The following is a 21,545-nucleotide window of genomic DNA, read 5'->3' as shown; positions in this document are numbered from 1 at the left end:
CTAAGCTTAGTCGATCCGGTACTGGATCGGCTTGAAGCTGCCCCCGTTGGATTGCAGCGCCGAGCACGCGGTCATGCCGATCACCAGATCCATCGCCGCGCGGAACACGATCGTGTCGCCGGCCTTGCTCAGCGGAGGTTCGACGGTGAACGTCCCTGTCTCGCCGTTGATCGGCACGTTCATGAAACAGTTGAACGCGACCGGGATCTGGTCCGGTTCGATGTCCCACGGGGCGAGCGCCTCGGCGAGGTTGCCGAAGCAACCGCGATGCGGATCGGTGTCGCCGTAGATGATCGCGAAGGTTTCCTTCGAGCATGGCGTCAGCAGGAAATCATGCCGTCCGACATCGTCCAAAACGATCTCCAGCATCACGTTGCTGCGGTTCGAGTAAAGCAGGTCGCCGGTCGTCAGGTACAGCCGGCTGGCGTAATCCAGCGTTCGGCCCGACGAGATCGCTTCGCGCACGTCGGCGCGATTGTAGGCGAGGAGGTCCGAGACCTGACGCCCCTCGGGATCGATCACGGTCAGAGTCTGGCCCTTGTCGAGCGTGAACCCCGCACCCGAACGCGGCGGGATCGTCTTGATGTCAGCCACGCGCGTCACCTCGCTTGAACGGGCATTTCCAGGATTCGTCGACGACCCGCCCGCTATATTGGCGTGCCTCGCTCGATTCGCCGTGTCGCGCCAGCATCGGATTCATCGAACCCGCATATTCGAGGTCGCGCGCGAGGATCGACGAGCGCAGCTTGTCATAGCGCTGCTGGTCGCGCAGCACCTCGAACTGGTCGTGCAGATTGAACACCATCGCCGGGGATTCGAACTTTCGCGCCGGACGACTGGCATTCGGGTGCAGGCCGACCACGAAGAACGCCTCGCCGGCAAAGCTCAGCGAGAAATGGGGATCGTCCGGATCGCTGCTCACCGAAGGATCAGGACGGTAACCGAGCCACTCGTCCTTGTCGCTCAACGACTGCGCCCGCGCCCAGAGGTGCGCTTCGAACTCTTCTTCGGACAACAAGGCGGGCGCTTCGAAGAGGACGATCAGCGTCCGGAAGATCGCCCGGTCCTCGCGATATTTGCGGACGGTCTCGCCGAGCGCGGGGGAGATCCGCATGTCGTCCCACGCGGAGCGAACGTCGCGCGCGACGATGATGTCCATCTGGCCCTTGGCAAGCGCCGACTTTGCGCCGACGCACGGGAATTGCGGCGCCTGCACGTTCGCGATGAATTTGCGCGCGAGCGGGTGATCGTTTTGAAATGCTGGTTGATACATGGTCGGGGTGGAACCCCCGAGCGATGTCATTGTTTCGCTCACGCCACGAGTTTTGATGTGTATCAGTACGAATCCCAATCTGTTCTTTTATGCCGCCCGGCGGTACGGGACCGATCGAAGAAGGGGCTTGGATGATCTCAGAAAAGTTTCTCATGGGCCGCGGCCGTCATGAGTTGAGCGAAGACGAAAAGCGCGTCCTGGAGGACAGCATCGGATCGGTGCGGCAAATTCCGGCCCGCAAGCAGATCGTCCGCGCCGGAGATCTCATCGATACCAGCACGCTGCTGCTGGAAGGGTTCGTGTGTCGGTACATGGACGATCGCCAGGGGCAGCGGCAGTTGGTCGCGGTGCACGTGCCGGGGGATTTCGTCGATCTCCATGCGTTTCCCATGAAGCGCCTCGACCACGACATCGCCACGCTGGGTCCGGTCAAAGTGGCGTGTTTCGATCATGCGACGTTGAAGACGGTCACCGAGCGCTATCCGCATCTGACACAGAAACTTTGGTTCAGCACGTTGCTGGACGCGGCGATGCACCGCGAATGGATATTCCGGCTTGGTCGGCTGGGCGCGGAAGGGCGGATCGCGCATCTTTTCTGCGAACTGAACACGCGGCTCGAGATGGTCGGGCTGGCGGCGGACGGCCGGTTCGCGCTGCCGATGACCCAACCCGATCTCGCCGAGGCGACCGGCTTGACCGGCGTCCATGTAAATCGGGTGCTGCGCGCGCTTCGTGAGAAGAACCTGCTCACGTTCAAGGCCAACGAAGTGCGTATCATCGATCCGAAAGCGCTTGCCACCGTCGCAGAGTTCGAACCGCAATATTTGTACGGGTTCCGGGGCGACTGAGCACGACGGGCGAGTTCGCGAGTGGAACCTAGCGCGCGAAATCCGCGGCCGCGAACGTCCCCCGACCTTGAATTTCCGTGGCCCAAGCTGCGACGATGCTCGGGATCTACGAGCCGCACCTGCGTCATGCGGATCGCGTTTCGGTACGGACGAGCACGGCTTGGATCGCGCCCGTGCCTTCCGCTACGTAACTTTGTCTCTATGATACCCGGGACATCGACCGGGAGATCCATGTGCCGTTTCTATACCTTGCCGCCAGTGCCGTTGCGCTGATCGCGTCTACGTCGATCGTGGCGCAGACCGGTGCGACCTCGACGACGCCCGTCGCGAACCCCTTGCTCGCCGACTGGACCGGGCCGATGGGCGGAGTGCCGCCTTGGGACAGGGTTCGCCCCGAGCTGTTCCCGCAGGGGTTCGAGACGACGCTCGCCGAGCGCGCCGCGGAATACCGCAAGATCGCCGACAATCCGGCCGAACCTACCTTCGCCAACACGATCGTGCCGATGCAGCTTGCGGGCCAGCGTTACGGCCGGGTTATGACGCTGTTCGGCGTGATGACCGGCAACATGAACACGCCGGCGTATCAGAAGCTCGACCGCGAATGGTCGCCCAAATTCTCGGCCGCGTCGGACGCGATCACGTTCGACAAGCCGCTGTTCGCGCGCATCCAGGCTATCTACGCGAGCCGCAATTCGAGTGGCTTGAACGCGCAGCAGATCCGGCTCGTGACGCGGATCTACGATAGCTATGTGCGGCAGGGCGCCAAGCTTACCGACGCGCAGAAGACAAAGCTTTCGCAGTATAACCAGCAACTCGCGACCGCGTTCTCGACGTTCGGCGAGAAGCTGCTCGCCGATGAGAGCAAGGCGATCTCGATCACCGACGAAGCGCAACTCGCTGGCCTTCCGGATAGCGTGAAGGCGGTGGCCAAGGCTGCTGCTGCCGAGCGGAAGCTACCGGGCTTCGCGATAGTTAACACGCGCTCGGCGGTCGATCCGGTGCTGACCTATGCGACCGATCGCGGGCTGCGCGAGAAAGTGTGGCGCGCGTTCATCAATCGTGGCGACAATGGCGATGCCAACGACACGAATGCGACGATCGCGCAGATCGTGAAGCTCCGCGCCGACCGTGCGCATCTGCTCGGGTTCAAGACGCATGCCGACTGGCGGATGCAGGATACGATGGCCAAGACGCCCGCCGCGGCGATGGACTTGATGATGCGCGTCTGGCCAGCCGCGAAGGCGCGCGTGGCCGAGGAAGTCGCGGATATGCAAAAGGTCGCCGGTACCTCGCTGACGATCGAGCCGTGGGATTACCGCTTCTACCAGGAGAAGGTGCGTAAAGCCCGGTACGATCTCGATCAGGCGCAGCTGAAGCCGTATTTCGAGCTCGGCAACATTCTTCAGGGTTCGCTGTATGCCGCAAACCGGCTGTACGGGCTGAACTTCAAGGAGATCACTGGCACCGTACCCGTGTTCGAGCCGAACATGCGGGTGTGGAGCGTGACGGACAAGACCGGCAAGGACGTCGGGCTGTTCTACCGCGATGATTTTGCGCGGACCGGCAAGCGATCGGGTGCGTGGGCGAACACGTATCGTGGGCAGCGGGGCCTAGCCCCGGCGCAGCTCGTGCTGTCGTCAAACAACAACAATTTCGCCAAGGGCGCGCCCGGCGAGCCGATCCTGATCAGCCTCGACGATGCGCAGACGCTGTTCCACGAGTTCGGCCATGCGATCCACGCGATGCTGCAGAACGTCTATTATCCGGGGCTCGCGGGCACGCCGCGCGACTTCGTCGAGTATCCGAGCCAGGTGAACGAGCATTGGCTGCTGACCCGCGACGTGCTCGACAAATATGCGCGGCATTACCAGACCAAGGCCGCCATGCCACAGGACCTGCTCGACAAGATCGAAAAGTCGCGCACCTTCAACCAAGGCTTTGCGACCACTGAATATCTTTCGTCCGCGATCGTCGACATGAAGATCCACACCGTGGCTGACGGCGTGATCGATCCAGACACGTTTGAGGCGGCGACGCTGGCCGAGATCGGCATGCCGAAGCAGCTGGTGATGCGGCACCGTATCCCGCAGTTCCAGCATCTGTTCGCGTCGGACAGCTATTCGGCGGGCTATTACAGTTACTTGTGGTCCGAGACGATGGACGCCGACACCTTCGCGGCGTTCGAGGAGGCGGGCAGTCCGTGGGACAAGGCGACGGCGGACAGGTTCGCGAAGATCCTGTTGTCGACGGGTAACGAGACCGATCGCGCGGAGGCGTATCGCGCGTTCCGTGGTCGCGATCCGGACGTGAACGCTCTTCTCAAGAAGCGCGGCTTTCCGACCCAGGGGGTGAAGTGATGGAGCGCGACCAGAAGACCCGGCTGAAGTCGATCCTCGGTGGGTCGGCGGGCAACCTCGTCGAGTGGTTCGACTGGTACGTCTATTCCGCGTTCGGCCTGTATTTTGCGCCGGTATTCTTTCCGAAGGGCAACCCGACCGCGCAGCTGATGAGCGTCGCGGCGGTGTTCGCGGTCGGCTTCCTGATGCGGCCGATCGGGGCGTGGGTGATGGGCATCTATGCCGATCGGCGCGGGCGCAAGGCGGGGCTGACGCTGTCGGTCACGCTGATGTGCGCGGGCTCGTTCCTGATCGCGATCACGCCGGGCTTTGCGACGATCGGCTGGGTGGCGCCTGCGCTGCTGGTGTTCGCGCGCCTAATACAGGGGCTCAGCGTCGGCGGCGAATATGGCGCGAGTGCCGTGTATCTGTCGGAGATGGCGAGGAAATCGCGCCGCGGTTTCTTCTCCAGCTTCCAGTACGTCACGCTGATCGCGGGGCAGTTGCTCGCGCTCGGCGTGCTGCTATTGCTGCAATCGACGCTGGACACCGCGCAGCTAGACGCGTGGGGCTGGCGCATTCCGTTCGCGGTCGGCGGCGTGCTGGCGATCGTCGTGTTCCGCATCCGTCGCGGGCTGCTCGAGACCGAGAGCTATACCAAGGCGAAGACCGATGGCGCGCCGAAGTCGAGCGGTTGGCAATTGTTCAGTAAATATCCGCGCGAGGCGTTCACGGTGATGTTGCTGACCGCGGGCGGTACGCTCGCCTTCTACGCGTACACCACGTACATGCAGAAATTCCTGGTCAACACGAGCGGGTTCAGCCGCGAATCCGCGACGCTGATCATGACCGCGGCGCTGGCGCTGTATGCCGCGTTCCAGCCGGTCGCGGGGGCGTTGTCGGACCGGATCGGGCGCAAGCCGCTGATGGTCGGGTTCGGCGTCGCGGGGCTGGTGTTCACGGTGCCGATCTTCACCGTGCTGGAGACGGCGACCAATCCCTATCTGGCGTTCGCGCTGGTGGTCGCGGCGTTGTTCATCGTGACGGGCTACACCGCGATCAACGCGGTGGTGAAGGCGGAGCTGTTCCCGGCGCACATCCGCGCGCTGGGCGTGGCGCTGCCCTATGCGCTGGCCAACACGATGTTCGGGGGGACGGCGGAATATGTCGCGCTGTGGCTCAAGAACGAGGGGATGGAGCGTGGTTTCTACTGGTACGTGACGGCGATGATCGGCGTGTCGCTGGTGGTGTATCTGCGGATGCGCGACACGCGGGCGCATAGCCGGATTACCGAGGACTGAGGTGTGCTGCTCCTTCGCCCCTCTGGAGAGATGGCTGGGGTGAGGGGTCGCCGAGCAGTGTGGCGCCTGGAACTGCCCCTCACCCCGACCCTCTCCCCGGAGGGGAGAGGGAGCAGAAGGATTAGCGCGGCAGTTCTATGATCGCGTCGAGACCGCCGGTTGCGCGGTTGATCAGACGGATCTCGCCGCCGGCTTCGCGGACGATCGCGCGAGCGAGGGCGAGACCCAGGCCGATGCCACCGGTCTCGCGGTTGCGCGAACTCTCCAGTCTTGTGAACGCGTCGAACACGTCGGTCATCCGATCCTCGGGAATGCCGGGACCCTGGTCGGCGACGATGATCGCGACGCAGCGGGCATCTGCTTCGACGCGCACTTCCGCCGACACGCCGTATTTCACCGCATTCTCGATCAGGTTGCGGACCGCGCGGCGGATCAGCGACGGACGTAGCCGCATCCGTAGCCGGTCCGCCTCGACGAAGCTCACGTCGCTGCCGATGTCGCGGAAATCCTCGACCACCGCATCTACCAGCGCCGCCAGATCGACGTCTGTCAGCGGCTCGCTCGGTCGCCCGAGCCGCGCGAGCGACAGGATATCGTCGAGCGTCCGGTTCATCTCCGCCACCGTGTCGATCATCTTCGCGCGATCGGTGTCGTCCTCCACCGATTCGATCCGCACGCGCAGCGCGGCGAGCGGCGTACGCAGGTCATGGCCGATCGCGCCGAGCATACGGTCCTTCTCGTCGAGCATCGCCGTCACGCGCAGCCGAAGCGCGTTGAACGCCACGATCAGCGCGACCACGTCATCAGGGCCATGCGGCGTCATTGGCGTACCCGGATCGCCGGGCCGGAAGCTTTCGGTGGCCCGCCGCAGATCCTGCAGGGGGCGCGACATCCGCCGGGCGATCCACAAGACGGGCAGCAGCACGGCGATATACAGGATCGCGGTCTGGCTGAGCAGCGCGAAGATCAAGCGCCAGCCGGGTTCTGGCCAGGGCGCGGTGATCACCAGCCAGCCGCGGCCGGGCTGTTCGACCGCGATCAGCAGCATGCCGTCCTGTCGGTCGTCGCGGCGGCTCCGTTCGCGCCGATGCATGCCTGCGTCCACATCGGCGGACGCGGCCCGCAGGCCGGTATCGATGCGGCCCACGGTCAGACCCTGATCGGAAAGCTGGCGACGCAGTTCCGCGACGACTTCGGGATGGCGCTCATAGCCTTTGGGAGGGATTGGATTGGCGGCAACGCGGCGGACGCGGCCACGATCTGCCGTCAGCGCGCGACCGGCATGCGCCTCGCGCTCCAGCGCGTCGACGATCCGCGTCGCGACCGGTCGTGTCGCCTGGGCAAGACGGAATTCGGCCCGGTCGCGTACGATCAGGCCGAAGTTGATCGCCTGCGCCACGAACAGCGCGAGCGCGATCAGCAACGCCATCTGGCCGGCAAGGCTGCGCGGCCAGGGATGGAATCGCTTCACAGGCGCGTGACTTCGGCGGCCAGCGTATAGCCGCCGCCCCAGACGGTCTTGATCAACTCGGGCGTCTTCGCATCCGCCTCTATTTTCCGGCGCAGGCGGCTGATCTGGTTGTCGATCGCGCGGTCGAAGGCGGCGGCCTCGCGGCCTTGGGTCAGGTCGAGCAACTGGTCGCGCGTGAGCACCTGGCGGGGGCGGGTGACGAGTGCCAGCAGCAGATTATACTCGCCGGTCGACAGGGGTACGGACACGCCCTCGCGGTCGATCAGCGCACGCTCGCCCGATTTCAGCACCCAGCCGGCGAACCCGTAGGAGCTGCTTTCCGGGGCGTGCTGGCGCGAGCCGCCGGACGTGGCCCGGCGCAGCACCACTTTCACGCGCGTTGCCAACTCACGCGGCGAGAACGGTTTCACGACATAGTCGTCCGCGCCCATCTCCAGCCCGACGATCCGGTCGGTCTCCTCCGCACGCGCGGTCAGCAGGATCACCGGTACGTCGCTGGTCGCGGCGATGTGACGGCACAGCGACAGCCCGTCCTCGCCGGGCATCATGATGTCGAGGATGACGAGGTCGATCGCATACGCCGTCAGCCGCGTCCGTGCCGCCTCGGCATCGCCCGCCTGCGTGACGCGGAAACCCTGCTTGGTCAGGTACACGGCCAATGGCTCGCGGATCGAGCGCTCGTCGTCGACGAGCAGCAGATGCGGCATATCTCCCATGGGGTCGACGTCTAGCATGGTGGGTGTCCAGGGGAAGCGCCGGTCCGTTGCTTGCCCGCGTTCGGGTTACTGCGCAGGATTGGCCACGGGGGCGCGCGCCTTGCCCTCGGCCCGTTCGCGACGGTCGACGTGGCGCATCTCGGCGCGTTCGGTCGCGTCGATGACGCCGTCGTGATTGGCATCGATCCGGTCGAAGCGCTGGCCGGCGCGGGCGTCGAACTCGGCCTTGGTCATGCTCGCCCCGGTCATGCTGGCCCCGGTCTTCGCATTGCCGTCGGAGCCCATGTGGCGACCCATGCCGCCATGCCCGGCACTGCCAGAGCGCGCGGAGTCGTCACCGCCGCGGGCGATCATCCGGTCGTGGATCGCCGCGCGGTAGTCCTGCATCTCGGTCGGGCTGACCAGGCCGTCGTGGTTGGTATCCATCTGCGCGAACCGTGCGTCGGCCTGCGCGATCGCTTCGGCACGAGTCTGAATGGCAGGCGTAGAAGGCGCAGCCTGCGCGCTGCAGGCGGCGGCGGTCAGCGCGCTCGCGGCGACGGCCAGGCTGAGGATGATCGTGCGCATCGGAGGTCTCCAGTCGGTGAGGCATATCCCCACCCGATGCTGGCCTTATCGACGCGACCTGTCCCACGCGTTTGTCGGACCATGACAAAACTGTCGCAAAATGTGTCGCCTCAGGCGAAGATCGCGACGCTCTGCATCTGTTCGGCGACCGGCGTGCCGTCGGCGTTCCAGATCGCCATCTGCTGGCTCGAGCTGCCGTCCTTCGTATAGTCGGTGGTCGCGCGGAGCAGCCACCAGCCGTCGCGCGTCACCGGCTGCGGGCCGAGGATGTTGAGCAGCCACGTCATCGAACTGAGCGGGGCGGGGCCGCCGAGCAGCTTCAGCGCGGCGGGCGGCAGGCAGTCGGCGACCGCCATGAGTTCGACCATCGGATCGAGGTTCTCGCGCTCGACCAGTCGCGCCCAGCGCAGCCATTCCGCCGGCCCGACGCTGTCGTCGCGGCGATCGAGCAGGTCGAAGTTCCGCGAGAACGCGACTGCGCTGTGGCCACGGAAAGTCTGCGTATCGGGTTGTGGCATCGGAAAGTCGGGTGCGGCGCCCGCCTGGCGATCGACGCGCGATGCCACCGCGCCCATGAACACGAACGTCGCGCGAAGCCCTAGCCCGGCCTCGCTCGTGACGTCGGCCTGAACGAAGGCGGCATTTCGCCCGCGTCGCAGTCGGCTCGCGCGGATCACGATATCGCCCGACAGCGGGCCGATGAACGAGACTTGCGCGGATCTCAGCGGGGGCAGTTCGGTGTCCGAATTCTGTGCGGCATGGAGCGCGAGCGCGGCGGAAAAGCCTCCGTATGCCGTCCGCCCCTGCAACCAGTTTTCGGGGACGGTCCCACGCCAGCCGCCTTCGACCGGTTCCAGCGCATCGATCGCCTGTTTGAGACTGGTCATGCACCGGTCCCCGTCAGACGGTCGCGGAGTTCGCGTTTGAGCACCTTGCCGATCGCGCTGCGGGGGAGCTCGTCGGCGACGTGGAGCGCGGACAGGCGCTGGGTCTTGCCGAGCTGGCCGTTCACCCAGGCTAGGATTGCGGATGCGTCTTCGGTCGCATCGGCGCGTGGGACGTAGAAGCCGACTGGCGTCTCGCCCCAGGCTTCGGACAGAGCGCCCACCACGGTGCAGTCCGCGACGGCCGGGTGTTGTGCAAGCACCGCCTCAAGATCGGAGGGATAGATGTTGAAGCCACCCGAGATGATCAGGTCCTTCTTGCGGTCCATCAGTGTCAGGAAGCCGTCCTCGTCAAACCGTCCGACGTCACCGTGGCGGATGTAGCGGTTGCCGTCCCCGTCATACCATTCGGCATCGCGCGTTGCCTCGGTACGGCCGTGATAGCCGTTCATCATCGCCGGGCTGCGACCGACGACCTCGCCCATTTCGCCGGATGCGACCTCGGCGCCGTCGTCGTCGATCAGGCGGATTTCGTGGCCCGGCATCGGCTGGCCGACGGTGTGGAGCTTGGTCGGGTTGGCGGTCGCATTCAGCGCGCAACTCGCGCCGCCTTCGGTCATGCCGTAGAACTCGACCAGCACGCCCGGCCAGCGCGCGACCACGTCGGCCTTCAGCGCGGCGGAGAACGGCGCGCTGGTGCTGGTCTTGAAGCGGAATGCCGACAGGTCGAAGTCGTCGAAATCGGGCAGCGCCATGATCCGCTGATACTGGACCGGGACCAGCATGGTGTGCGTGGCGTGGTAGCGTTCGGCGAGTTCGAGATAGGCGCGCGCGTCGAACTTCCCCATCAGCACGACGGTGCCGCCCCAGCCGAGGGTCGGCAGGAAGCTGACGAGCGTGGTGTTCGAATAGAGCGGGGTGGCGATCATCGTGACTGCGGTGTCGAACCCGGCGGCGGTGTTGCGCGCGATATGCGCCCAGCGCATCGCGTGGCTCTGGACGATGCCCTTGGGCGTGCCGGTGGTGCCGGAGGAGTAGATGATGTTGAACGGGTCTTCGGGTGCTATCGTGACTGGGGTCGGCTTAGCTTCCGAGGGAGCGAGCCACTCCTCGAAGGTCTGAAAAGATTGTTCTCCCGCGAAAGCGGGAGCCCAGTCCGGGCTCCCGCTTTCGCGGGAGAACAATACGACGCTAGCCGTCAGTTCTTGCCCGTCCAGCGCCCGCGCGTTCTCCATATCCAGGAACACCAGCGGCGCTCCACTATCCGCAATCATCGCCGCGATTGCCGCCGGCGTGGCGGACGGCGCGATCGGCGTTGCGACGCACCCTGCGCGTACCGCACCAAGGAATACTGCCGCATAATCCGTCGTTGGCGCCGCGACGATCGCCAGCGCGGTGCCCGGCGCCACCCCGTCGCGCTGCAACGCCGCCGCGACCCGGTTCATCAGGCCGTCGAGTGTCGCATAGTCAATACTGCCCTGCGCGTCGGCCACCGCGACGCGGTCGCCACGCTCGCGGGCGTGCATGTGGATCAGGTCCGGCAAGGTGGCAAAGCCGGTGGCGAGCATCTCTGCGGCAGTCGTCATCCCGGCACCGCTAGGCGAACGCGATCCGCAATGCCATACGCGATATTCGAAAAGTCAGTCGAGGAGAGACCCGCTTGCTGTTTTACGATAGCGCGCTGCCCGCGCCGAACCCGCGCCGCGTCCGCATTTTTCTTGCCGAAAAGCATGTCCGCGTGCCGATGGCGCAAATCTCGATTCCCAAGGCCGAGCACAAGGCAGACCCGTTCCTGGCGATCAATCCGCTCGGGCAGACGCCGGCGCTCGCGTTCGACGATGGCCGCGTGCTGACCGAGAGCGTCGCGATCTGTCGCTATTTCGAGGTACTCCATCCCGAACCGCCGCTGTTCGGGCACGGCGCGCACAACATCGCCGAGATCGATATGTGGACGCGGCGGATCGAGTTGCGGCTGATGACCCCGCTGTCGATGGTCTGGCTGCACACGCACCCCTGGACCGCGCGGATCGTCCAGCCGCAATATACCGAGTTCGGCGAGAGCCAGCGCCCGCGCGTGCTGGCCGCGATGGCCGAGTTCGATCACGTGCTCGACGGCCGCGAATGGCTCGATGGCGAGCGTTTCACGATCGCCGACATCGTCCTGCTGACGACGATCGATTTTGCCACCTTCGTCGGCGTGGGGATGCCCGATGAACTGACGCATTTGAGCACTTGGCACGCGCGCGCGTCCGCTCGCCCGAGCGCGCAGGCATGAGCGCGGCTATGCAAGGCGCGGTCGCGATCGTCACCGGCGGCGGCACCGGGATCGGCGCGGCCGTCGTCCGGCGTCTCGCGGCACGCGGCGTCCACTGCGTCATCAACTATGCCAGCAGCCGCGACGACGCCGAGGCGCTGGCCGCCGAGGTCGGGCAGGGCGCAATCGCGGTACAGGCGGACATCGTTGACGACGCCGCCTGCCGCGCGCTTGCCACGGCAGCCATCGACGCGTTCGGTCGGATCGACTTCCTCGTCAACAATGCCGGCCGGACCAAGTTCGCCGCGCACGAGGATCTCGACGCGCTCGATGCCGAGGATTTCATCGACATATACCGCCTCAACACAGTCGCGCCGTTCCAGATGATCCGCGCCTGTGCGCCTGCGTTGCGCGCGAGCCCGTTCGGCGCGGTCGTCAACGTGGCCAGCGTGGCGGGCGTATTCGGCATGGGATCGTCGGTCGCCTATGCCGCGTCGAAAGGCGCGCTGGTGACGATGACCAAGAGCCTTGCGCGAGCCTTGGCGCCGGAAATCCGCGTCAACGCAGTCGCTCCCGGCTATGTCGCGACCGGCTGGTACGAGAAGCGGTTGGGCGAGGATGGGTTCGCCAAACTCAACGCCAAGGTTGCTGCGTCCGTACCGATGGGGTTCGCGACCGGCCCCGACGATGTTGCAGGGCCGATCGAGATGCTGCTCGATCCGCTCAGTCGCGCGATGACGGGCGAGATACTGTTGCTGGATGGCGGCGGGCATCTGGACGTGGCGTTGTCGAGGCGACCGGGGCGGGAGGGGTGAACGCGCACGAGATGCGCGCGGCGCCGTGAATGGCGTCTCCTTTTCGGGGATGAGATCTTGCCGACGCTGAACTGAACGGCCAGGTACCGGAGGATCGGGCCTGATTCGAAGACTGCGATCAGTTTGACGTCGTCAGTTTCCGCGCCGGCCGGGATATGACCGACTATCGCGGGCATTCTGTTGCGGTCTCCAGTAAGCAGGTGGATCACGCAGGTAACTCCCTGGTGTTACGGCAGAAACGGTACGGCGGGCGAACTGGCAAGTGGTCGCCTCTTTGGTTCCAGGACTGGATCAATTTCGATCAAACATAATGCGCTTTGCAATGTCGGGTTTCTGTGCCAGATCGCAGCCATACCGGGACCTCAGTTCCGGAAACGAGCGCACGGCACTCGGACGAGATTGAAGATTGGGTGGCTGCGGCACGGTCTTGTGTCGACAAACATCCTGAGCGCGCTGGCCATGAGCCGCGCTGCTGGACGAGGTTGGAGAGGGGATAAGGCGGGAGGCTGGCGGATGGCCGGACCTCCCGCCGTCCTTCTTCCCAAAAATCTCCTCTTACTGGACGCTTTGCAGCCGCGATCTGCGTCGCCCGCGAGCGATTTTGCCGTGCAGCGACGGCGGCAAACCACGATTATTACCGGTATCCCTTGTCTGGTATGTGTCCGTCCGCCTAGCATGGGCGCGATTTAGATATCAGGGTATCGTAATGGCCGCAGCGTATCAGTCCCATCCCGAGATCGCCGATGCACTCGCTATGAAGCGACGGGGGCTGACGCTTGCGCTGCTGACCTTCACCTATTTCTTCAGCTACATGGACCGCCAGATCCTGGCGATTCTGCTCGAGCGGATCAAGGCGGACCTGTTGCTGACCGATACGCAACTCGGGCTGCTGTCCGGCCTGGTCTTCGCGATCTTCTACGCGACGCTCGGCATCCCGGTTGCGCGGCTGGCGGACCGGACCAGTCGCCGCAACATCATCGCCGCCAGCCTGACGATCTGGAGCGCGATGACCGCGCTGTGCGGCCTTGCGCAGAGTTTCACGCAATTGATGCTCTTCCGGATCGGCGTCGGGATCGGCGAGGCCGGATCGAGCCCTCCGAGCCACTCGATCATCGCCGATCTCTACCCGCCCGAGAAGCGCGCGAGTGCGATGGCGGTATATTCGCTCGGCGTGGTGCTGGGCGCAGGCTTTGGTACGCTCATCGGCGGCGTCGTTGCGCACTCGTATGGCTGGCGGGTCGCGATGATGACCGTCGGTTTGCCGGGCATTATTCTGGCGCTGCTCGTCCGCCTGTTCATGGTCGAGCCCCGGCGCGGCCTTTCCGACGCGGCTCGCGCGGTGGAGGCAGGGCCGATACCGAGTGTCGCACAAGGGTTCGCGTCGATGTGGGCCAGCGCCCCCGCGCGGCATCTCGTGGTCGGCGTTACCCTGACCTCGATGATCGGCTATGCGCTGACCGGCTGGGGACCGAGCTTCATGCAGCGTTCGCTCGGGCTGTCGATGCTGGACGTATCACGCTATATCGCGTTGCCGGGCGCATTGTTCGGGGCGATCTCCGCGCTCGCAGGCGGCAAGATCGCAGACGTTCTGGCGAAGCGCCATGGCCTGCATGTCCAGGCGTGGGTGGTGTTGGTGATGAAGGGCCTGTCGCTGCCGTTCGCGCTGGCGTTCTACCTGATCGACGTGCCGTTCATCGCGATCGGCAGTTATTTCATCTACCTGATCTTCGCGAACTCGTATCTCGGTCCGAGCTTCGCACTGATCCAGCATCTCGCGCCGTTGCAGATCCGCGCGATGTGGGCGGCGATCACGCTGCTGGTCATCAATCTGGTCGGGCTGGGCCTGGGGCCTACTTTGGTCGGCTGGCTCAGCGATGTGCTCAAGCCCGGTTTCGGCGGAGACTCCCTGCGGTACGCGCTGGTGATCATCGTGTTGATGACGCCTTGGGCGCTCTTTCACTATTGGCGCGCCGGCGTGCTGCTCAAGCGCGCGGAGGACCGTGGGGCGCGATAGGTCGTTCGCACTATCGGTCCCGGCGCGCAAATCGCGTTCAAGCGGTTGGGCCGCCGTTCGCGTTGGTGCCGTTGACTGACGGGGCTTCCGGCAAACTCCGAGCGCCACGTCCTTCAGGACCGGCTGGATCTGGGCGCGTGCCGTTACCCCGCGTTACGGGGGGCGTCGATCCGTCGGAACAATGCGTGGTATGGAGACGGACGCAGTCGCCGAGTTGCGACGGTTAGTTTGCTGCCATCCTATCGTCGAACAGCCCGAACATCAGCGTCGAGGCGTACATCGCGATCGCCCGCTCGCGCGGCATGGTCGAGGCCCATTTGCGCATGTCGAACGCCGCGTTCTGCAGCGCCATCAACGCCTGCGCCGCGATCAGCGCATCGACCGCGCGGATCGAGCCTTCGCCGATGCCGTCCATCATCATGCCCGCATAGCGCCGCGCGATGCCGTTCGAACGCTCGACCATCGCATTGCGTACGCCGACCGGCAGGCCGCTGAGCGCCGTGGTGCGCAGCAGGGGCCCACGTTCGGCGAACTGCACGTCGAGCAAGGTCGCGACCGTGCTCGACAGCTTGTGCCAGAAGCTCCCGCCCTCGGCTTCGCCGCGGCTCTGCGCATCGGCGATCGTGTCGAAGCTGCGGCGGTAGCACGCGATGACGAGGTCGTCCTTCGCATCGAGATGGTGGTAGAAGCTGCCCTTGGTCACGTTCAGCTCGGACGCGATCTTTTGCACCGACGCACCGCGATAGCCGAGTTCGTTGATCAGGCGGGTGGCGGCCAGCAGGAACGCCTCGCGGCCCGGCTCCGCCTCGTCATGGCTCAGATCGAGCAGGGTGGGGGCCCATTTGACGTCCTTGCCGGCGATCCCATGCGCGAACACGTCCATCAGCCGTTCTTCGACACGGCCGTATTGATCGGGCTCGTAGCGGGTCAGCCAGATCGGCAACCAGAACGTATTCTCGAGCAGCACATGCGCGCGCGCGCCGTTAAGATCGGTCTGCGCGCGGGACGAGGTCGGGCCCCAGAGCAGGCGGGTGCGGCGGAACACCTCACGCCACCCGGTCATCAGGCGGCTGCGCATCGGATCCTCGGTCGCGCGCAGATCGGAGAGGACCGCGAACGCCCTCTCCTCGCCGCGCTGGATCCGCCCGAGCCGCGCCATGTTGAGCGCAAGATAGCGCCGCACGCGCTCCTCCGGCGTCGCCTCCTCCATCGCGATGTCGAGCATCGCGATCAACGATTCCAGCGTGTGCTCGAACGCGGCGGCGGCGAGGTCTTCCTTGCGCTTAAAATAATAGGTAACGCTGGTCGTGTTGAGCCCGACGCGCCGCGCCACGTCCGCGAACGTCATGCCCTTGGCACTTTGTTCGTTGATCGCTTCGGCCGCTGCGGCGAGGATTGCGTCCCGTTTCGCACGGAAGCGCTTAGTCCCCTGTTCGCTCTCGTCGCTGACGTCTGCCGGAACCTTCATCGAAACACCCTAACAGCTTCGATTTGAAGATACAGTGCTTTTTAGGCGCTTTCAGGGCGGACTTGAAAACATGCTTTCCGGACCGCTCCACACGCTTTACCGAATACGCGGTATGGTCTAACTCGCCTCCAAAGCGATGACGATTGGAGAGCCCGCATGGATTTTACGCTGAGCGAACGAGAGACGTATTTCCGGGATCGGGTCCGCGATTTCATCGACCAGAATATCCGCCCGCGTCAGGCCGATTACGACCAGCAGGCGCATGAGGGCGAGCGCTGGAAGGTGATTCCGGTGATCGAGGAGATGAAGGAGAAGGCCAAGGCCGCCGGGCTCTGGAATTTCTTCATGCCGCCGCATTCGGGCCAGACGCATGTCGACGATTCGTTCGAGTTCGAAGGCACGCAGCTCACCAATCTCGAATATGCGTTATGCGCGGAGGAGATGGGCAAGGTCGGCTGGGCGAGCGAATGCTTTAACTGTTCGGCGCCCGATACCGGCAACATGGAGGTGTTTCACCGCTATGGCACGCGCGAACAGAAGGACATGTGGCTCGGCCCGCTGATGCGCGGCGAGATCCGCTCGGCGTTCCTGATGACCGAGCCTGCGGTGGCGTCGTCCGATGCGACCAACATCGAGACGAGCATGGTGCGCGACGGCGATCACTACGTCATCAACGGGACTAAGTGGTGGTCGAGCGGCGTCGGCGATCCGCGCTGCAAGATCGCCATCGTCATGGGCAAGACGAGCTTCGAGGGTTCGCGGCACCAGCAGCAGAGCCAGATTCTCGTGCCGATGGATACGCCCGGCGTGACGATCAAGCGGATGCTGTCGGTGTATGGTTATGATCATGCGCCGCACGGGCATGGGGAGGTCGTGCTGGAGAATGTCCGCGTGCCGGTCGAGAACGTGTTGCTCGGCGAGGGCCGCGGGTTCGAGATCGCGCAGGGGCGGCTTGGGCCGGGCCGGATCCATCACTGCATGCGGACCATCGGTGTTGCCGAGACCGCGATCGAGGCGATGGCGCGGCGGTTGCTCGACCGGGTGGCGTTCGGGAAACGGATCGCCGACTTCTCGGTGTGGGAGGAGCGTATCGCGACGGCGCGCATCGACATCGAGATGACGCGGCTGCTGTGCCTCAAGGCCGCCGACATGATGGACAAGGCCGGCAACAAGTCCGCGCAGATCGAGATATCGATGATCAAGGTGGCGGCGCCGAACATGGCGTTGCGGATCTTGGATGATGCGATCCAGGCTCATGGCGGCGGGGGTGTCTCGGGCGATTTCCGGTTGGCGCATGACTGGGCGGCGATGCGGACGCTGCGGTTCGCGGATGGTCCGGATGAGGTCCACAACCGCTCGATCGCGCGCAACGAGTTCGGGAAATATGGCGATTTTCGCAAGGGTGGCGTGTCGAGCGGGGATGTCGGGGTGAGTCGGTAAACCCATCCTCCCCGTTCGTCCTGAGCGAAGTCGAAGGACCGGCTCGCTTGGGGCAATGTCCTTCGACTGCGCTCAGGACGAACGGAATTTTGATTGTCCGCCCGCCAATTTTCGGAGCCTGACTACCCATGAAAGCCGCAGTCCTTTTCGAAGCCAACACTCTGCTCAGCATCGAGGACGTGACCGTCTCGAAGCCGACGGCGCACGAGGTGCTGATCCGCACGATGGCGGTCGGCGTTTGTCGCTCCGACCTGCATTTCGTCGACGGTGCCTATCCGCACGCGATGCCGACCATTCCGGGGCACGAGGCTTGCGGCGTAGTGGAGGCGGTCGGCGAGGAAGTGCGCGGCGTGAAGGTCGGTGACCATGTCGTGACCTGTCTCTCGGCATTTTGCGGCCAGTGCGAGTTCTGTGTCACCGGCAGGATGTCATTATGTATCGACGCCAGCGTGCGCCGGCCGAAGGGCGCCGCACCGCGCCTCATGCTCGGCGACCGACCGATCGCGCAGATGCTCAACCTCAGCGCCTATGCCGAAATGATGCTGGTCCACGAACATGCCTGCGTTGCGATCGACCGCGACATGCCGATGGACCGTGCGGCGTTGCTCGGCTGCGCGATCACGACAGGGGCAGGGGCGGTGTTCAACACCACCGACGTAACGCCGGGCGAGACGGTCTGCGTGGTCGGCTGCGGCGGCATCGGGCTCGCCGCCGTGAACGCGGCCAAGATCGCAGGCGCGGGGAAGATCATCGCGCTCGATCCCGTGCCCGAGAAGCGCGCGATGGCAGAGAAGCTCGGCGCGACACACAGCATCGACGCGCTGTCTGACACCGCTGCGGACGAGGTCGTCGCGATCACCAAGGGCGGCGTGCACCACGCGATCGAGGCAGTAGGGCGCGCGCAATCGGCGGCGACCGCGGTGAAGGTGCTGCGGCGCGGCGGCACCGCGACGATCCTCGGCATGATGCCGCTCGGCGAGAAGGTCGGGCTGTCGGCAATGGACCTGCTGTCGGGCAAGCGTCTGCAGGGCGGCTTCATGGGCTCGAACCGCTTCCCGGTCGATATTCCGCGGCTGGTCGATTTCTACATGCGGGGGCTGCTCGATCTCGACACGATCATCGCCGACCGGATGCCGCTGGAACGGATCAACGACGCGTTCGACGAACTGCGTCGTGGCGATACTACTCGCAGCGTGATCACCTTCTCGTGACCGACGCGGCAACCAGCATGGTCGGCACGATCGAAGTCGGCGAGCGCGACAAGCTCGACCTCGACGCGCTTGAAACGTGGATGACTGCCAATGTGCCGGGCTATGCCGGGCCGCTCACCTACGCGAAGTTCGCCGGCGGTCAGTCCAACCCGACCTATCGTCTCGATACGCCCGACCGCGCCTACGTGTTGCGACGGAAGCCGTTCGGCCCGATCCTGCCGAGCGCGCATGCCGTCGACCGCGAATACCGAGTCATCGCCGGGCTGCATCCGACCGGCTTCCCCGTCCCGCGCCCCTACGGGCTTTGCGAGGATACGGGCGTGATCGGTTCGGCGTTCTACGTCATGGAGATGGTCGAGGGGCGGACGATCTGGGACGGATCGATGCCCGGCGCGACTCCGCCCGAGCGCACCGCGCATTACGAGGCGATGGTCGACACGCTCGCCGCGCTCCACAATACCGATTACGCGGCGGCGGGGCTCGGCGAATACGGCAAGCCCGGCAATTATTTCGAACGCCAGGTCGGCCGCTGGACCAAGCAATATCGCGCTGCCGAGACCGAGCATATGGAGCCGGTCGAGCGGCTGATCGAATGGTTGCCAAGAACGCTACCCGAGCAAACGCGGACCTCGATCGTCCATGGCGACTACCGCATCGACAACATGATTTTCGCAGCCTCGGAGCCGAAGGTCATCGCGGTGCTCGACTGGGAATTGTCGACGTTGGGGGATCCGTTGGCGGACTTCTCCTACTTGCTGATGAGTTGGGTGACCGAGCCTGAGGGCCGCTCGGGCGTGCTTGGCATGACCGGGCCGGAGACGGGGATCCCGACGATAGAGCAGGTCGTCGAGCGCTATTGCGCCGCCACCGGCCGCGATGGCGTGCCCGATCTCAACTGGTATTTCGCCTACAACCTCTTCCGCCTGACCGGGATCGTCCAGGGCATCAAGAAGCGCATCGTCGACGGCACTGCGTCGAGCGCGCAGGCGGAGAAGACGGTCGCGAAGATCCACGGGTTGGCCGACGCGGCCTGGGGGTTTGCGGTGAGGGCAGGGGCGTGAGGCATGACGTCGAGCGTGGCGTGGATCCTGCGCTCTCGATGGGCTCCGTCATTCACCCTCACCCCTACGTCATCCCAGCGAAAGCTGGGATCTCCCCATTCGGGTCGCAGCGACCGCCAACCGGGATACCCCAGCTTTCGCTGGGGTGACGGATTTGGTGGGGCAACGGACTTGGTGGGGTATCGGACTTGGTAGCGTGACGGACTTGGTGAGGTGACGAATTTGATGGGGCGACTGGCGAGGAGTGTGGTGCTCGTTCGCGCAACAGGAGAAGAAGATGTCGCAATTCGACCTGACCGGAATGGTCGCCATTGTCACCGGATCTTCCCGCGGGATCGGCCTTGCCTCTGCGCGCGAACTGGCCAAGCACGGCGCTAAGATAGTGATCTCCAGCCGCAAGCAGGAGGCGTGCGACGTCGTCGCGGCGGAAATCAACGCAAAGCACGGGGAGGGCACCGCGATCGCCATTGCCGCCAACATCTCCGACAAGGCAGGTCTCCAGCACCTCGTTGACGAAACGCGTGCCACGTTCGGCAAGATAGACGTGCTCGTCTGCAACGCCGCCTCGAACCCCTATTACGGCCCGCAAGCCGGCATCGCCGACGACCAGTTCCGGAAGATCCTCGACAACAACATCGTCTCCAACCACTGGCTGATCCAGATGGTCGCGCCCGAGATGCTGGAGCGCCGCAGCGGCAGCATCGTCATCATCTCCTCGATCGGCGGGCTTCGTGGTTCCGCGGTGATCGGCGCGTACTGCATCAGCAAGGCCGCCGACATGCAGCTCGCCCGCAACCTCGCAGTCGAGTTCGGCCCGTCCAACGTCCGCGTGAACTGCATCGCGCCGGGGCTGATCAAGACCGACTTCGCGCGGGCGCTGTGGGAGGACCCGCAGCGGATCGAGGCGGCGAACACCAGCGTTCCCTTGCGCCGGATCGGTGAACCTGAGGAGATCGCCGGCGCGGTCGTCTTCCTGGCGTCGTCGGCAAGCAACTTCATGACCGGCCAGACGATGGTCATCGACGGCGGCGTCACGATTTAACCGAAGGACCATGCGATGCGCTTTACCGACAAATCGATCATCGTCACCGGCGCAGGCTCCGGCATAGGCCGCGCCGCCGCGCTCCTGTTTGCAGCCGAGGGCGGCAAGGTCATCGTCGCCGACAAGACCGAGGGGGCGGACGAGACAGCGCGGCTCATCGGCGAGGCTGGCGGCACGGCCAAGGCGATCCGCATGGATGCAGGGCTGGAGGACGACGTGATCCGCACGATCGCGCTGGCCTGCGACAGCTTCGGCGGGCTCGACGTGATGTTCGCCAACGCCGGCATCTCCGGCGGCATGGCGAACCTGTTCGATACCGACGTCGCGCTGATCACCGAGGTGCTGCGCGTCAACCTGATCGGTCCGTTTCTCGCGATCAAGCACGCCGCCCCGCGCATCGCCGAACGGGGGAAGGGGGCGATCGTCCTCACCGCCAGCGTCGCCGGAATCCGCTCCGGCGCGGGCTCGCCAGCCTATTCCGCGTCGAAGGCCGGCGTCATCAACCTCGCTGCCGTCTCCGCGCAGCAACTCACCGGCTCGAACGTCCGCGTCAACGCGATCTGCCCCGGCCTGACTGAGACCGGCATGACCAAGCCCGTGTTCGATTACGCGCGTGAGGCCAACAAGATGGACCGCGTCGGCCGCCTCAACCCGCTCCACCGCGGCGCGCAGCCCGAGGAACTGGCGAAGGTTGCGCTGTTCCTTGCCTCCGACGACGCCAGCTACGTCAATGGCCAGGCGATCGCGGTCGACGGCGGCCTCTCGTCGAGCCATCCGGTGACTCGGCAGGAGTATGGCAAGACCGCGGCGTGACCGGCTTGCGGACGTAACGCGGGCGCGGCAC

General features: G+C 65.1%; 19 protein-coding genes. 11 read left to right on the top strand and 8 right to left on the bottom strand.

From position 1 onward, the window contains the following. Nucleotides 1-6: 6 nt before the first annotated feature. Together SJY41_RS10060 and gntA are read right to left on the bottom strand one after the other, a co-directional pair. Nucleotides 7-594 (bottom strand): DUF1989 domain-containing protein, encoded by a 588-nt coding sequence (locus SJY41_RS10060; RefSeq protein WP_380781331.1) that lies wholly within the window; start codon nucleotides 592-594, stop codon nucleotides 7-9. Then, nucleotides 587-1,303 carry a guanitoxin biosynthesis heme-dependent pre-guanitoxin N-hydroxylase GntA gene (gntA, locus tag SJY41_RS10055; protein ID WP_380781330.1) on the bottom strand — a complete coding sequence of 239 codons (717 nt, stop codon included), beginning with the start codon at nucleotides 1,301-1,303 and terminating at the stop codon, nucleotides 587-589. The genes SJY41_RS10060 and gntA overlap by 8 nt, the downstream gene beginning before the upstream one ends. A gap of 101 nt (nucleotides 1,304-1,404) precedes the next feature. On the opposite strand from gntA, the gene SJY41_RS10050 reads away from it, so the two are divergent. The 3 genes from SJY41_RS10050 (at nucleotide 1,405) to SJY41_RS10040 (ending at nucleotide 5,758) form a co-directional block, all read left to right on the top strand. Next, nucleotides 1,405-2,121 carry a Crp/Fnr family transcriptional regulator gene (locus SJY41_RS10050; RefSeq protein WP_380781328.1) on the top strand — a complete coding sequence of 239 codons (717 nt, stop codon included), beginning with the start codon at nucleotides 1,405-1,407 and terminating at the stop codon, nucleotides 2,119-2,121. A gap of 233 nt (nucleotides 2,122-2,354) precedes the next feature. Beyond that, entirely contained in the window at nucleotides 2,355-4,478 is a 2,124-nt protein-coding gene (locus SJY41_RS10045) for a M3 family metallopeptidase (protein ID WP_380781326.1), read from the top strand. After that, the gene (locus SJY41_RS10040; protein WP_380781324.1) at nucleotides 4,478-5,758 is read left to right on the top strand and encodes an MFS transporter; all 1,281 of its coding nucleotides are present in this window, start codon (nucleotides 4,478-4,480) and stop codon (nucleotides 5,756-5,758) included. The genes SJY41_RS10045 and SJY41_RS10040 overlap by 1 nt, the downstream gene beginning before the upstream one ends. Nucleotides 5,759-5,879: 121 nt before the next feature. On the opposite strand, the gene SJY41_RS10035 is transcribed toward SJY41_RS10040, so the two are convergent. The 5 genes from SJY41_RS10035 to SJY41_RS10015 all read right to left on the bottom strand — a co-directional run bounded on the left by SJY41_RS10035 (nucleotide 5,880) and on the right by SJY41_RS10015 (nucleotide 10,982). After that, entirely contained in the window at nucleotides 5,880-7,187 is a 1,308-nt protein-coding gene (locus tag SJY41_RS10035; RefSeq protein WP_380784106.1) for an ATP-binding protein, read from the bottom strand. Nucleotides 7,188-7,225: 38 nt separating this feature from the next. Further along, on the bottom strand, nucleotides 7,226-7,945 hold the full coding sequence (locus SJY41_RS10030) for a response regulator (protein ID WP_380784105.1): 720 nt from the start codon (nucleotides 7,943-7,945) through the stop codon (nucleotides 7,226-7,228). Nucleotides 7,946-8,011: 66 nt separating this feature from the next. Next, on the bottom strand, nucleotides 8,012-8,512 hold the full coding sequence (locus SJY41_RS10025) for a hypothetical protein (RefSeq protein WP_380781322.1): 501 nt from the start codon (nucleotides 8,510-8,512) through the stop codon (nucleotides 8,012-8,014). A 110-nt stretch (nucleotides 8,513-8,622) separates the two neighbouring features. Continuing rightward, a complete protein-coding gene (locus tag SJY41_RS10020; RefSeq protein WP_380781320.1) occupies nucleotides 8,623-9,399 on the bottom strand; it encodes a thioesterase family protein in 777 nt (258 codons plus the stop codon). Next, on the bottom strand, nucleotides 9,396-10,982 hold the full coding sequence (locus SJY41_RS10015; protein ID WP_380781318.1) for a class I adenylate-forming enzyme family protein: 1,587 nt from the start codon (nucleotides 10,980-10,982) through the stop codon (nucleotides 9,396-9,398). Before SJY41_RS10015 ends, SJY41_RS10020 begins: the two co-directional genes overlap by 4 nt. A gap of 74 nt (nucleotides 10,983-11,056) precedes the next feature. Between SJY41_RS10015 and SJY41_RS10010 the strand changes: the two genes are divergently transcribed. The 3 genes from SJY41_RS10010 (at nucleotide 11,057) to SJY41_RS10000 (ending at nucleotide 14,479) form a co-directional block, all read left to right on the top strand. After that, nucleotides 11,057-11,671 (top strand): glutathione S-transferase family protein, encoded by a 615-nt coding sequence (locus SJY41_RS10010; protein WP_380781316.1) that lies wholly within the window; start codon nucleotides 11,057-11,059, stop codon nucleotides 11,669-11,671. After that, entirely contained in the window at nucleotides 11,668-12,465 is a 798-nt protein-coding gene (locus SJY41_RS10005) for an SDR family NAD(P)-dependent oxidoreductase (RefSeq protein ID WP_380781314.1), read from the top strand. Before SJY41_RS10010 ends, SJY41_RS10005 begins: the two co-directional genes overlap by 4 nt. 706 nt (nucleotides 12,466-13,171) lie before the next feature. Beyond that, the gene (locus tag SJY41_RS10000) at nucleotides 13,172-14,479 is read left to right on the top strand and encodes a spinster family MFS transporter (protein ID WP_380781312.1); all 1,308 of its coding nucleotides are present in this window, start codon (nucleotides 13,172-13,174) and stop codon (nucleotides 14,477-14,479) included. Between the two features lie 223 nt (nucleotides 14,480-14,702). Here the strand turns inward: SJY41_RS10000 and SJY41_RS09995 are convergent, their stop codons facing one another. After that, entirely contained in the window at nucleotides 14,703-15,947 is a 1,245-nt protein-coding gene (locus SJY41_RS09995) for a TetR family transcriptional regulator (protein ID WP_380781310.1), read from the bottom strand. A gap of 156 nt (nucleotides 15,948-16,103) precedes the next feature. Between SJY41_RS09995 and SJY41_RS09990 the strand changes: the two genes are divergently transcribed. From SJY41_RS09990 to SJY41_RS09970, 5 genes are all read left to right on the top strand, one after another. Further along, entirely contained in the window at nucleotides 16,104-17,387 is a 1,284-nt protein-coding gene (locus tag SJY41_RS09990) for an acyl-CoA dehydrogenase family protein (protein ID WP_120299191.1), read from the top strand. A gap of 128 nt (nucleotides 17,388-17,515) precedes the next feature. Next, entirely contained in the window at nucleotides 17,516-18,598 is a 1,083-nt protein-coding gene (locus SJY41_RS09985; RefSeq protein ID WP_380781308.1) for a Zn-dependent alcohol dehydrogenase, read from the top strand. Between the two features lie 17 nt (nucleotides 18,599-18,615). Then, nucleotides 18,616-19,659, top strand: a complete 1,044-nt coding sequence (locus SJY41_RS09980; RefSeq protein WP_380784104.1) for a phosphotransferase family protein — start codon at nucleotides 18,616-18,618, stop codon at nucleotides 19,657-19,659. Nucleotides 19,660-19,936: 277 nt separating this feature from the next. Beyond that, the gene (locus tag SJY41_RS09975) at nucleotides 19,937-20,701 is read left to right on the top strand and encodes an SDR family oxidoreductase (RefSeq protein WP_380781306.1); all 765 of its coding nucleotides are present in this window, start codon (nucleotides 19,937-19,939) and stop codon (nucleotides 20,699-20,701) included. Nucleotides 20,702-20,716: 15 nt separating this feature from the next. Then, nucleotides 20,717-21,514 (top strand): SDR family NAD(P)-dependent oxidoreductase, encoded by a 798-nt coding sequence (locus SJY41_RS09970; RefSeq protein ID WP_380781304.1) that lies wholly within the window; start codon nucleotides 20,717-20,719, stop codon nucleotides 21,512-21,514. Nucleotides 21,515-21,545 lie beyond the last annotated feature (31 nt).

This window comes from Sphingomonas sp. R86520, assembly GCF_042466285.1.
Taxonomy (GTDB): domain Bacteria; phylum Pseudomonadota; class Alphaproteobacteria; order Sphingomonadales; family Sphingomonadaceae; genus Sphingomonas.
Note: the sequence above shows the minus strand (reverse complement) of the source record. Positions and strands in the feature narration are given on the sequence as shown.